General features: G+C 61.1%; 7 protein-coding genes. 1 reads left to right on the top strand and 6 read right to left on the bottom strand.

Annotation, left to right across the window (positions count from 1 at the left end; all coding sequences use genetic code 11):
• The 6 genes from FT726_RS23145 to FT726_RS23170 all read right to left on the bottom strand — a co-directional run.
• Positions 1 to 650 (bottom strand): TolC family protein (locus FT726_RS23145; protein ID WP_346303513.1); only part of this gene is annotated, 650 nt, incomplete at its 3' end.
• A 3-nt stretch (positions 651 to 653) separates the two neighbouring features.
• Positions 654 to 3,755, bottom strand: coding sequence for an efflux RND transporter permease subunit (locus tag FT726_RS23150; RefSeq protein ID WP_346303514.1), 3,102 nt, complete (start codon positions 3,753 to 3,755; stop codon positions 654 to 656).
• A complete protein-coding gene (locus FT726_RS23155) occupies positions 3,752 to 6,901 on the bottom strand; it encodes a multidrug efflux RND transporter permease subunit (protein ID WP_346303515.1) in 3,150 nt (1,049 codons plus the stop codon). Before FT726_RS23155 ends, FT726_RS23150 begins: the two co-directional genes overlap by 4 nt.
• Complete coding sequence (locus FT726_RS23160; RefSeq protein WP_282995554.1) at positions 6,898 to 8,103, bottom strand: MdtA/MuxA family multidrug efflux RND transporter periplasmic adaptor subunit; 1,206 nt, start codon at positions 8,101 to 8,103, stop codon at positions 6,898 to 6,900. Before FT726_RS23160 ends, FT726_RS23155 begins: the two co-directional genes overlap by 4 nt.
• A gap of 443 nt (positions 8,104 to 8,546) precedes the next feature.
• Positions 8,547 to 10,277, bottom strand: coding sequence for a penicillin-binding transpeptidase domain-containing protein (locus FT726_RS23165; protein WP_288424792.1), 1,731 nt, complete (start codon positions 10,275 to 10,277; stop codon positions 8,547 to 8,549).
• Between the two features lie 311 nt (positions 10,278 to 10,588).
• Positions 10,589 to 12,862, bottom strand: coding sequence for a molybdopterin-dependent oxidoreductase (locus FT726_RS23170; RefSeq protein WP_346303516.1), 2,274 nt, complete (start codon positions 12,860 to 12,862; stop codon positions 10,589 to 10,591).
• A gap of 196 nt (positions 12,863 to 13,058) precedes the next feature.
• On the opposite strand from FT726_RS23170, the gene galR reads away from it, so the two are divergent.
• Positions 13,059 to 14,060, top strand: coding sequence for an HTH-type transcriptional regulator GalR (galR, locus tag FT726_RS23175; protein WP_031279486.1), 1,002 nt, complete (start codon positions 13,059 to 13,061; stop codon positions 14,058 to 14,060).
• Positions 14,061 to 14,255: the final 195 nt, after the last annotated feature.

Here is a 14,255-nt window from a genome sequence, read left to right on the forward strand (position 1 = left end):
GTGGCGCGGGATTCGCTACCGGCGCGGTACTTGTTGTCGATCACGCTGAGATAGCGCTGATAAGCTTCAATGCTGCGCTGATAGAGCGCGATCTTTTCGTCGATGATGCGCAGCTGAAAATAGTCCTGCGCCAGCTCTGACTGGGCGCTCAGCGTAACATTGGCCAGTTCAGCCTGGCTGGCCTGCGCGCTGGCCTTATCCTCTTCCTGGGTGCGGCGCAGTTTTCCCCACAGATCCAGCTCCCAGCTGGCATTCAGCGTAGCGCTGTGGCTATTGCTGACGCTGCGCTGACCGCTGGTGCTGGCACGGCTGCCGCTGCGCGTGCTGCTGGCATCGTAGTCAAGTGAGGGAAACAGTGCCGCGCGCGACTGCGCGCTCAGCGCCTGGGCTTCGCGATACTGCGCCGCATAACTGGCGACGTTCTGGTTGGAGATGCTCACCTGGCGCAGCAGGCTGGACAAGGTGGCATCGTGATACACCATCCACCACTCCCCTTTGCGACTGGCGTCCTGCGGCGTGGCCTGCGTCCAGCCTTTGGCCTCTTTATAGTGCGTCGGCAGCGCCATCGCCGGACGCTGATAATCGGGGCCAACGCTACAGCCAGCAACCAGTAGCGCCGCCGTCAGCGCGCCAATGTTCATCATTTTCATCAATCAGGATTCCACATGACGCACGCGCCGCCACTGATGCTGGGTGGCGCGGCTGAGACGATCCAGCCAGAGATAGACCACTGGCGTGGTAAACAGGGTCAGCAGCTGGCTCAGGGCCAGACCGCCGGCAATGGCAATCCCCAGCGGACTGCGTAAATCAGCGTCGCCACCGCTACCCAGCGCCAGCGGCAGAGCGCCGAAGAAGGCGGCCAGCGTGGTCATCATGATCGGCCGAAAGCGCATCAGGCACGCCTGCGTAATCGCCTGCTGCGGCGACAGCCCCTGGCTGCGCTCGGCGTGCAGGGCAAAATCGATCATCATGATGGCGTTTTTCTTGACGATACCGATCAGCAAAATGATGCCGATCAGCGCAATCACCGTCAGCTGCGTATTGGTCAGCAGCAACAGCAGCAGCGCCCCGACGCCTGCCGACGGCAGCGTGGAGAGAATGGTCAGCGGGTGAATGTAACTCTCATACAGCACGCCCAGGACGATATACACCGCCGCCAGCGCCGCAATAATCAGCCACGGCATGGTGGCGGTGAGCTGAGAGAACGCTGCGGCGGTGCCGGCAAAGCCCGCCTGAATGCTGGAGGGCAACCCCAGCTGTGCCATCGCTTGCTTAATCAGCGTCTGCGCCTGCTCCAGCGACACGCCGTCGTTGAGGTTGAAGGCGATGGTGCTGGTCGCTGACTGGCCCTGATGCGCAACCGACAGCGGTGCGTTGCCGCCGCTGAAGCGGGCAAAGGCCGCCAGCGGCACGCGATCGCCGCTGTCGTTAATCACATACAGTTGTTGCAACATGGCCGGATCGCGCGTGTCGCTGTCCTGCAGGGCCATCACCACATGGTACTGATTGAGCGTGTGATAGAGCGTGGCAATCTGTCGCTGGCTAAAGGCATTGTTCAGCAGCGTGTCCAGCATCTGCACATTAACGCCCAGCCGCGTGGCGCGGTCGCGATCGATGTTGATCACCACCTCCTGTCCGCCGGTTTGCGCATCGGAATCCACGCTGTTGAGTTGCGGTATCGCGGCCAGCGCCGCCTGGACTTTCGGCGTCCAGCGGCGCAGCAGGTCGAGATCGTCAGCCTGCAGGCTGTACTGATAAGTGGCGTTGGCGCTGCGCCCGCCGATGTGCAGATCCTGCGCGGCCATCAGGAACAGCTGCGCCCCGGCAATATGGCGGGTTTTCAGGCTCAGCCGGTTAGCCACTTCGGTGGCGCTGGCAGTGCGCTGGTCAAAATCTTTCAGCCGGACAAAAAAGTTGGCGCTATTGCGCGAGCCAAACATGCCGCTGCCCATTGACGACATCACGCTGTCTACCGCCGGATCGGCCTCAATGATTTTGGTGAACGCCAGCATCTTTGGCTTCATCGCCTGGAAGGAGATGTTCTGGTCAGCGCGCAGGGCGCCCATCAGCAGGCCGGTGTCCTGATTGGGGAAAAAGCCCTTTTGCACCACGCTAAACAGAAACAGATTGAGCAGCACGGTGAGCAGCAAACTCAGCAGGGTAATCTTCTGGTGCGCCATCACCCACGCCAGGCCACGCGCGTAGGCGGCCAGCAGCGCGTTGAGCGCATTTTCGATTAGCTGATAGAGCGGATGCGGCCGCCGGGTGACCTGCGGCTTCGGCCGCAGCAGTCGGGCGCACAGCATCGGGGTCAGGCTGAGCGAGACAAACATGGAGATCAGCAGCGAGACCGTCAGCGTCACCGCAAATTCCCGGAACAGGCGGCCAACAATACTGCCCATCAGCAGAATCGGGATAAACACCGCCACCAGCGACACCGTCATCGACAGCACCGTAAAGCTCACCTCATGGGCACCGCGCAGGGCTGCACGCAGCGGACTCAGACCGGCTTCGATGTGCCGGGTGATATTTTCCAGTACCACGATGGCGTCATCAACGACAAAGCCCGTGGCGATGATCAGCGCCATCAGCGACAGGTTATCGAGACTGTAGCCGAGCAGATACATCACCGCGCAGGTGCCGATTAACGACACCGGCAGCGCCAGCGCCGGAATCACCACCGCCTGCAAATTACGCAGGAAGACAAATACCACGGCAATCACCAGCAGCATCGCCACCAGCAGCGTCTCTTCGGTGTCATACAGGGAGGCGCGCACCGTTGGCGAACGGTCCACCACCACTTTGAGCTGGGTATCGGCAGGCAGATCTTTCTCCAGCTGTGGCAGCTGCGCTTTGATGGCGTCAATGGTGTCGAGCATGTTAGCGCCGGCCTGACGCTTGATGGCGATCATCACCGACGGCTGTGAATTGAGAAAACCGGCCTGATACTGATCCTCCACCGAGTCATACACCGTGGCGACGTCATGCAGTCGCACCGCCTTACCCGCGTGGTAGCTGACTATCAGGTCGCGGTACTGTGCCGCTTTGTCCAGCTGGCCATTACCGTCCACCATCCAGGACTGGCTGCTGCCCTGCAGCATGCCTTTCGGCAGATTGGTGGTGCTGCTGGATACGGCGCTGCGCACCGTATCCAGCGCAATGCCATAGTGCGTCAGCTGTTGCGGCTGCAGATCAATGCGGACCGCCGGCAACGCGCTGCCCATCAGCGACACCTCGCCCACGCCCCTGACCTGCCCCATCGCCTGTTCAATTTTGCTTTCGGCGAGGTCATACAGTTCACCCGGCGTGCGCGTGGCGGAGGTAAGCGCCAGCATCACAATCGGCGCGTCCGAGGGATTCGCTTTGCGATAGGTCGGCAGCGACTCCATAGCACTCGGTAACAGGCTGCGCGCCGCGTTTATCGCCGCCTGTACGTCGCGCGCCGCGCCATTAATATCGCGGTCAAGTTCAAACTGCAGTATCACGCTGGTCGAGCCCTGCGAGCTGGTCGACGTCATCTCCGTCACACCGGCAATCTGGCCGAGCGAACGCTCCAGCGGCGTCGCCACCGTGGCCGCCATGGTTTCCGGGCTGGCACCGGCCAGGCTGGCGCTGACCATGATGGTAGGAAAATCCACCTGCGGCAGCGGCGCGACGGGCAGCAGCCGGTAGCCCAGCGCCCCGAGCAGCAGGATCGCCAGCGTCAGCAGCAGCGTGGCAACCGGGCGAAAGATAAACAGCCGGGTGATGTTCATGGCTCGCCCCGCGCCTGCTGCTGCCTGCGCTGCACGTAGCGCTTACCGCGCTGCGCCAGCCCATCAAACCACAGATAGATCACCGGGGTGGAGAACAGCGTCAGCACCTGGCTCACCAGCAGGCCACCGACAATCACCAGCCCGAGCGGCTGACGCAGTTCAGCACCGGAGCCGGAGGCCAGCATCAGCGGCAGCGCCCCGAGCAGCGCCGCCATGGTGGTCATCAGAATCGGCCGGAAGCGCAGCAGACAGGCCTGATGGATCGCTTCGCGCGGCGTCATATGCTGCTTATGCTGCGCCTCCAGCGCGAAGTCGATCATCATAATGGCGTTCTTTTTAACGATGCCAATCAGCAGAATGACGCCAATCAGCGCGATCAGGCTGAATTCGCTGCCCGCCAGCATCAGCGTCAGCAGCGCCCCGACCGCCGCCGACGGCAGCGTGGAGAGAATGGTCACCGGATGAATAAAGCTTTCATACAGAATGCCCAGCACCACGTACATGGTGATCAGCGCCGCCAGAATCAGCCATAGCGTGTTGCCGGTGGCACTCTGAAACGCCGCGGTTTCACCCTGATAGCGCAGCGTTATGCTGGCGGGCAGTTTAAGCTGCTGCGTGACCTGCGCAATCGCCCGCTGCCCCTCCTCCAGCGAATAACCGGGGTTAAGATTGAACGACACCATCACCGCCGGGAACTGATTCAGGCGCATGTGCATCAGCGCCCCGGTCCGCGCATGCACGCTGGCGATGGCGGTGAGTTTCACCATGCCGGTGGTGGTGGTCTCACTGTCGCTGTCGCTGCTGGTTGATGCGCTGCTGCTCACCGGCAGATAAACGTCATCAAATGACGCCGGCGACTGCTGATACTGCGGCGCCACTTCCAGCACCACGCGATACTGGTTCGCCTGGGTAAAAATGGTGGAAACCAGCCGCTGACCAAAGCTGTTGTACAGCGCGGTATCGACGTCAGCTGCCGTGATGCCGTAGCGCGCCGCTTTATCGCGATTCAGCTCCACGTAGGCCACGCGCCCCTGATCCTGCAGGTTGCTGACCACGCCATTAAACTCCGGGCGCTGCTGCAGCGCAGCTATCAGCTGCGGCGTCCAGCGCACCAGGTTTTCGCTGTCGGCATCATCAAGGGTGAACTGGTACTGGCTCGGCGTCACCTGATCGTTGACCGTCAGGTCCTGTGCTGGCTGCAGATAAAGCTGAATGCCGGCGACCTGGCGCGCCGCCTGCTGTAGCTGCGCAATCACCTCATCAGCTTTGACGTCGCGCTGGTCAAACGCTTTCAGGTTGATCTGCAGGCGCCCGCTATTGAGACTGGTGTTATTGCCGTCGATACCAATGGTTGAGGACACACTCTCGACCGCCGGATTTTGCAGGATCACCGTTGCCAGCGCCTGCTGACGCTGCGCCATCGCCGTGAAGGAGACATCCTGCGACGCCACGGTCACCCCCTGAATCAGCCCGGTATCCTGCGTGGGAAAGAACCCTTTCGGGATGGCCAGATACAGCAGCGCGGTGAGTGCAAAGGTTGCCAGCGCCACCAGCAGCGTCAGCTTCTGGTGGTTGAGCACCACGCTGAGCAGGCGGTCATAGCCGCGGACCAGTTTGTCAAACAGCTCGCCACCTTTGCGCGCAAAGCGTGACTGCTGCGGCTCAGGAATATGCCTTAACAGCCAGGCACACAGCATCGGCGTCAGCGTCAGCGACACCACCATCGACACCAGAATCGACACGGCCAGGGTGATGGCGAATTCGCGGAACAGCCGTCCGACCACATCGCCCATAAACAGCAGCGGAATCAGGACCGCAATCAGGGAAAACGTCAGGGAAATAATGGTGAAGCCAATCTGCTGCGAGCCTTTCAGCGCGGCCTGCATCGGCGTTTCCCCCTGCTCCAGCCGGCGCGAAATGTTCTCCACCACCACAATCGCGTCATCAATGACAAACCCGGTGGCGATGGTCAGCGCCATCAGCGACAGGTTGTTGAGGCTGAAATCGGCGAGATACATCACGCCAAAGGTGCCAATCAGCGACAGCGGTACTGCCACGCTGGGAATCAGCGTCGCCGCCACGTTGCGCAGAAACAGGAAGGTCACCATCACCACCAGTGCGATCGACAGCATCAGTTCAAACTGTACGTCGCTGATTGAGGCGCGGATGGTCTGTGTGCGATCGGCAAGCACACGCATTTTCACACCATCCGGCAGCGCCGCCTGCAGAACGGGCAGCTGTTTTTTAATGCTATCCACCACCTGAATGACGTTAGCGCCGGGCTGGCGCTGCACGCTGATGACAATCGCCGGACGGTTATTGGCCCACGCCGACTGAAAGCGATTCTCCGGCCCCTGTTCGATATGGGCGATATCTTTCAGCCGCAACGCCGCACCGTTCTGCCAGGTGAGAATCAGATTTCCGTATTCGGCCGCGGTGCGCAGCTGATCGTTGGCGTCGATGGTCACCGAGTGATATTTGCCGTCGAAGCCGCCTTTCGAACCGTTGACGTTGCTGTTGGCGATCAGCGTATTGACGTCTTCCAGCGACAGCTTGTGCGCCGCCAGCGCTTTTGGATCCATCTGCACGCGAATCGCCGGCTGATTGCCGCCCGCCAGGGTCACCATCCCCACACCGTTGATTTGCGACAGCTTCAGCGCCACGCGGGTGTTCACCAGATCCTGCACCTCAGTCAGCGGCAGCGTGTCGGAACTGGCGGCCAGCGTGATCACTGCACTGTCGGCCGGATTGACCTTTTTATACGTCGGCGGATTGGGCAGATCGTCCGGTAACAGATTATTCGCTGCGTTGATTGCCGCCTGGACTTCCTGTTCGGCGACGTCAAGCGACAGATCGAGGCTGAACTTCAGGGTGATAATCGATGATCCGCCTGAGCTGGCAGACGTCATCTGGCTGAGGCCGGCCATCTGACCGAGCTGACGCTCCAGCGGCGAGGTCACGGATGAGGCCATCACGTCCGGGCTGGCGCCAGGATAAAGGGTGGTAACCTGAATGGTCGGATAATCCACCTGCGGCAGCGCCGAGGTGGAGAGAAAGCGATAAGCGAACAGGCCGGCGATCAGCACGCCGATCATCAGCAGAATCGTCGCCACCGGGCGCAGGATAAACAGACGAGACGGATTCATGGCTGGGTACTTTTGCTGTCGTCAGCCAGCTGGACTTTGCTGCCGTTAGTCAGACGATCGATCCCCTCGGTCACCAGACGATCGCCTGGCGCCACGCCCTGCAGGATCGCCTGACGATCTTCCCCCAGTGCCGGTCCGGCGGTGACCGCTTTGCGCGTCACGCTATTATCTTTGTTGATAATAAACACAAAGCTCCCGTCGCTGCTCAGCTGCAGCGCCTGCGCCGGAATCACCGTCGCGTTTTTCAGCGTGCCGGTTTGCAAACGCAGATTAACGAACTGGTTGGCAAACAGCGCTTCGTCCTCGTTAGGAAAGCTGGCTTTCAGTTCGATGGTGCCGGTGCTGGTATCGATCTGATTGCTGATGTACTTCACATCACCCTGCGCCAGTATGGTGCTGTTGTCCTGATCGAAGGCCGTCGCGGGCAGGCTCTGGCCGTTGCGCAGTGCGCGCGTCAGCTGCGCGATGTAACTTTGCGGCACGCTGAACGTCACGGCGGCAGGCTGCATTTGCGTCACCACCACAATGCCGGTGGTGTCGCTGGTCTGCACCATATTGCCGGGATCGACCAGCCGCAGACCTACGCGGCCGCTGATCGGCGAGGTGATGCGGGCATACTCAATATCCAGTTTTGCGCTGGCGATTTGCGCCTGATCCGCCGCCACCGCGCCCTGATACTGGCCGACGGTAGCAATCTGGCTATCCAGATCCTGGCGCGACAGCGAGTCCTGCGCTGCCAGCTTTTTGTAGCGTGCCAGCGTCAGTTGCGCACTGTGCAGTAGCGCCTGGTTCTGGCTGAGATCGCCCTGATACTGCGCCAGCGTCGCCTGATAACTGCGCGGATCGATCTGCGCCAGCAGCTGACCGGCGCTGACTTTCTGCCCTTCAGTAAAGAACACCTGCTGCAGCTGCCCGGCCACGCGGCTGGTGACGGTGACGCTGGCGTTGGGGATCACCGTGCCGAGCGCATTCAGGTACACCGGCACGTCGGCCGTCGCGGCAACGCCGCTGTGCACCAGCGTTGCCGGGCCGCTCATCTGCGCCGCGCCGCGATGACCGCCTGGCGGCAGGTCGCCGGGTGCTGCGCCCCGCTTGCCGCCTGCCACACGCCAGATCACGCCTGCCGCGATCAGCAGCACCAGCAACACAAGCAGCCATTTCAGCCAGCGGGAGAAACCAGAACGGGGAGCATGGATAGTCATCAGCGTCTTCAGATCAGCAAAAGTGTGGGTAAAAACCCCGGTAAGCAGGGGATTATTTCAGCGAAAATCATCACGACGCGCATTATCGGCGGATCGCCAGAACGTTTTCTATACGCAAACCGTAAGCGTTTCGTTAAGAGATGCAGGATTTAAACCGCGCCCGGCAGCGGCCGGTGATGGCGCGTGCAGGCGCTATAAACGGGAGAGGAGGACAACTTACAGGCAAAAAAAACCCACGCATCCGCGTGGGTCGGTGCAACCGAACAGGGTGAATACCACAAGGGTATCGCTGCCGCAGCAGCCGATCTTCACACCAATCAATACCTCTGGGACCTTTATCGTCGCGCAATGGCGGCACGGATAACAGCCGCAAATCGCAACGGAGTTCGGCGAAATGCAACGAGGTGTGAAAAGCTCGACTGCGCGTTTACATCCTGATTTCGTTAAGATTTATCTGATGCCGGTTTACTGTAAATCGCGTCGGGTGCCACGTTCATGTGTTTTAGCACCGGCCCCATGATGTTGCCAAATACCGGCGCGGCCACCGAGCCGCCAAAGTGATCGCCGGCGGTAGGATGGTTAATCATCACCACCAGCGCCACTTCCGGATGGCTGGCCGGCGCGATGCCGGCGGTGTAGTTGACATAGCCGCCATCATATTTGCCGCTGCTGCCCATCTTCTCCGCGGTACCGGTTTTGGTCGCCAGCCGGTAGCCCGGAACCGCTGCTTTCACCCCGGTACCGCCCGGCAGCACGTCACTCTCCAGCATGTGCACCACGGTTTGCACGACCTGCGGATCCGCCACCTGCCTGCCCAGTACCGGTGGCGTCACTTTGGTGATCGACAGCGGGCGATAGACGCCATACGAACCGAGCGTGGCGTATTCACGCGCAATCTGCAGCGGCGTTACGCGCAGACCGTAACCGAACGAAAAGGTGGCGCGCTCGATGTCCGCCCAGCGCTGGCGATGCAGCGGGAAGTAGCCCACGCTCTCACCGGTCAGTCCCAGCCCGGTCGGCTTGCCAAGACCAAACGCCTGATAGGTGTTCACCAGCGCTTCCGCCGGCATCGCCAGCGCGATGTGCGACACGCCGATGTCGCTGGATTTCTGCAAAATGCCGGTCATGGTCAGCCGCGGCCAGTGGCCGACATCGCGGATCAGGTGGCCGTTGACGCTGTAAGGCGTGGTGTCGATCACTGAATCGGGGCGCACCAGATGGCGCTGCAGCCCTTCCATCACCACCAGCGGTTTCACCGTCGAACCGGGCTCGTAGCTGTCGTTGATGGCGGTATTGCGCATTTGCGCTGGCGTGGCGTTGTCATAATTGTTGGGGTTGAACGACGGATAAGATGCCATAGCGAGGATCTCGCCGGTGTCGATCTTCACCAGCACCGCCGCGCCCGAATCGGCCTTGTTGAGCAGCACGCCGTCGCGCAGCTTGCTGTACAGCGTAAACTGGTCAAACTTATCGATGCTGAGCTGCACCGTCGGCGGCTGCTTCGGCGGCTCGTAATCGATCATCGCAATAATGTTGCCGTCCCCATCCTGGCGATACACCTCTTTACCCGGCTCGCCCTGCAGTACCCGGTCAAAGCCCTTCTCCAGCCCGTTAAGCCCGTTATTGTCCGCCCCGACGATGCCAATCAGCGGCGCCGCGGCCTCACTCATCGGATAAAAACGGCTGTCGTCATACACCGAACTGATGCCTTTCAGATGCAGCTCAGCAATATCTTTGGCAATGCCCAGCTCGATTTTGCGCCCGAGATAGAGGAAACGCTTTTTCGGATTGGCGGTGATCTGCGCACGCAGCTCATCCGGTCGCAGATTCAGCGCCGCCGCCAGATAGCTCCATTTGGCGCTGGTGAAATCGGGATTGGCCTCCAGCACGCGCAGCGGATCGGCGATGATATCGCGCGATGGCACGCTGAGCGCCAGCGCCTGGCCGTCGCGGTCGAGCAGCGTGCCGCGGTTAGTCGGCAGCGTCACGGTCCGCAGCGAGCGCTGGTCGGCCTCGTGCTCCAGCATCGGATGATTGATCAGCTGCAAATCGCCGACGCGCGCCAGCAGCAGGCCCATGCAGCCTAATACGCCCAGACAAATCAGACGAAAACGAAACGGGTTAAACGGGGCTTTAATCTGGTCTTTTCCCAGAAATTTTTTAATCGGGGGCATGGCGATCCGCTGCGATAAAAGATGAATCCAAAGGGGTTAGCTGCAGTTATAAAGAAAGGTAAAGCGAGTTGACAGGAAAACAATGTATCAGTTCGTTTATGCCCGATTGAGGTCACCGCAACGGGACGCTTCACACCGGCAGATCGCAGGCAAAAAAAACCTGCGCATCTGCGCAGGTCGGTGTAATCAAGAAAACTGTTGATGTTCACCCATCAATACCTCTGGGACCCTGACTGTAGCAAGTTGCTCAGCGCAGAAACTATCACTCAAACGCAACAGTTACCGGCAAAATGTAACCAGCGGTGAGATTGTTAGCCGATTGTGCAACTGGCGTGTTTTTTGATTTCCACCAGGCAGCTCATGGCGTTCGGGCCCTGAGTTAACGACGAGGTCCCGATGTCGAGCGTCAGCACGTTAGGGTTGCCGGCGCGGTCCCACGGCTGCCACGCTTTGCCAAAACCGGGATCGAACCAGGCACCGGTGGCGATGATCACCACGCCGGGCGTCAGGCCGTCCGTCAGGCGAACGCCAGCCAGCATACGGCCACGCGCGTTGCTCACTTCAATCTCATCGCCGTCACTGATACCGCGCGCGGCGGCATCGTCAACGTGCATATACAGCGTTTCGTGACCGGCAGTTTTGCCGGCCTGCACCGTGGCGGTGGCATCCAGCTGACTGTGCAGGCGATCCGCAGGCTGCACCGAAATCATTTGCAGCGGGAACTGCGCGCTGAGCGCTGCGCCAAGCCACTCCTGCGGCGCGCGCCACTCCGGATGCCCGGCGAAATCCGCCAGCTGGTAATCGGCGATGGTCTGGCAAAACAGCTCAATTTTGCCACTGGCGGTGTGAATCGGATGCGCCTGCGGGTCGGCGCGGAAATCATCCATAAACACGTACGGCTTGCCGCCCTGCGGAATCTCAACAAAGCCGCGCTGCCAGAATGCCTCGAACTCCGGGAACGCGATGTCCAGCTGCGCATGCGCCTGCGCACACTGCTGGTAAAGATGCTCAATCCACTGCATCTCGTTGCGTCCTTCGGTAAAGCGATCGCGGTAGCCAAGGCGATCGGCCAGATCGGCAAAAATATCAAAGTCGTTACGCGCCTGATGCTGCGGTTTAATCGCCTGGTGCATCGCCAGCACGAAGCGGTCACGCGACGAGCCGCCAATGTCGTTGCGCTCCAGCGTGGTGGTGGCCGGCAGCACGATGTCCGCCATCTGCGCCGCGGGCGTCCAGACGATATCCTGCACGATGACCGTATCCGGACGCTGCCAGCCCTCGACCAGCCGGTTGAGCTGCTGGTGATGATGGAACGGATTGCCGCCTGCCCAGTGCACCAGGTGAATGTCGGGATAGTGCAGCGTCTCGCCCTGAAACGCATACGGCTGGCCGGGATTGAGCAGCATGTCGCTGATGCGCGCCACCGGGATCGACAGGTTCGCCGGATTCGGGCCGGTGCTCATCAGCGGCGCCGGGCCTTCCTGGCGCGGATTGCCGACGCTGTTCATTGAGCCATGACCAAAAGAGAAGCCGCCGCCCGGCAGTCCCGGCTGGCCCAGCATCGACGAGAGCGCAATCATCATCCAGTACGGCTGCTCGCCGCGATGGGCGCGCTGCACCGCATAAGCACAGGTGATGAAGCTGCGTTTGCCCGCCAGCTGCTGCGCCAGCAGTGCGATACGCGCTGCCGGGATGCCGGTTATCGCACTGGCCCACGCGGACGTTTTCGCCACGCCGTCGCTTTCGCCCAGCAGATAGGCACGCAGCTGCGGCCAGCCGGTGCAGTGGCTGGCGAGGAAAGCCTCATCGATCGCGTTGCGGCGGGTAATTTCATAGCCGAGCGCCAGCATCAGCGCCACGTCGGTGTTCGGGCGAATCGGAATCCACTCGGCGTTAACGAACGCCGGGCAGTCATCGCGCATCGGGCTGATGTTAATGATCGGCGTGCCTTTGGCGCTCAGCTGCTGCAGCGCCGGTTTCAGGCTGTGCTCGCCGGCGCCGCCGGAGGCCACCTGCGCATTTTTCAGCGCCAGGCCGCCAAAGGCGACGAAAATTTCTGCATGCTCCACCACCTGCGGCCAGTCGGTGACGCGGCCGGTGAGCGGCATATAAGTGCCAATCACGTACGGCAGAAAGAACTGTGCCGCGCCCCAGCTGTAGTTACCCTGCTGATCAACGCCACCGCCGCCCTGGAAATAGAAGCGACGAATCAGGGTGCGCGCGTGGTTAACGCGACCGGCTGATGACCAGCCGTACGAACCGTTGAAAATGCCGGAAGCGCCGTAGCGGTCGCGCACCCGGCGGTTCTCTTCCGCCACCAGATCGAGCGCGGTTTCCCAGTCCACGGCGACAAAATCTTCCCGGCCGCGCAGCGTGCGATCGCTGTTTTCACGCGACTTCAGCCACGAACGGCGCACCATCGGCTGACGGATGCGTTTATCCGAGTACACCAGTTCAGGGATAGTGTGGATCATCGGGGAAGGATCGGCATCGGCGAAGAAAGGTTCGCAGGCAATCAGGCGCTGATTTTCGGTGACGGCGGTAAACGCGCCCCAGTGCGCAAGGTGCGGCACACGAGTTTTCATGGTTATGGGTCCGGCAGGCAGGTGTGATTCAGGCTGGCAGCATAGCACGGTGCCGTTACCGGGCTAAAGCCTCACCGTGAGCGTCTGATTTTCCGCACTTTTGCGACAGCGCTGACATTCTGGCGGGTTGCGGCTGCCGGGCTTTTCCGTAACACTGAGAGCATGTGTAAACGTTTTCCCGGATGTCGACCATTGCATGGCTACTATTAAGGATGTTGCCCGCATGGCGGGGGTGTCGGTCGCGACCGTGTCCCGCGTCATCAATAATTCGCCCAAAGCCAGCGAGAGTTCGCGCCTCGCCGTTACCCAGGCCATGGAACAGCTGCAGTATCACCCGAACGCCAATGCCCGCGCGCTGGCGCAGCAATCCACCGAAACGCTCGGGCTGGTGGTAGGCGATGTGTCAGACCCGTTTTTTGGCGCGATGGTGAAAGCGGTCGATGAAGTCGCCGGGCAAACCGGCAACTTTCTGCTGATTGGTAACGGTTACCATAATGAGCAGAAAGAGCGTCAGGCGATTGAACAGCTGATGCGCCATCGCTGCGCCGCGCTGGTGGTGCACGCCAAGAAAATTCCCGATGATGATTTAGAGCTGCTGATGAAGCAGGTGCCGGGCATGGTGCTGCTGAACCGGCTGCTGCAGGGGTTTGAGTCGCGCTGCATTGCGCTGGATGACCGCTACGGCGCCTGGCTGGCCACGCGCCACCTGATTCAGCAGGGTCATACGCAGATCGCCTTTATCTGCTCGACGCACACCATCTCTGACGCCGAAGATCGGCTGCAGGGCTACTACGATGCGCTAAAGGAGCACGGTCTGCCGTGCAACGACCGGCTGGTGGCGTGGGGAGAACCGGATGAGGTAGGTGGCGAGCAGGCAATGACGGAACTGCTCGGACGCGGCAAGCAGGTGAGCGCGGTGGCGTGCTACAACGATTCGATGGCCGCCGGTGCGCTGGCGGTGCTGAGCGATAACGGCATTCGCGTGCCGGAAGAGATGTCGCTGATTGGCTTTGATGATGTGCTGGTGTCGCGCTACGTGCGTCCGCGCCTGACCACGGTGCGCTATCCGATTGTGACCATGGCGCAGCAGGCCGCGCAGCTGGCGCTGGCGCTGGCCAACGGCACCGCGCTGCCGGAGGTGACCAATATGTTTAGCCCGACGCTGGTCAGGCGGCATTCGGTGGGTGGACCGGGTTAAACGGGTGCGGGCTTTCCCTCACCCTGACCCTCTCCCTGAGGGAGAGGGAACGTTCCAGAGCGCGCGGTCAGCCCCCTCGCCCGCTTGCGGGAGAGGGTTGGGGTGAGGGCCAGCGCGCACCCAACCCACTATAAATCCTGCGAATACACCTTCACCTGCACCTCAGGAAACTCCAGCGCATCACACTGATACTGC

Source organism: Pantoea sp. Morm (assembly GCF_016643525.1).
Taxonomy (GTDB): domain Bacteria; phylum Pseudomonadota; class Gammaproteobacteria; order Enterobacterales; family Enterobacteriaceae; genus Pantoea; species Pantoea dispersa.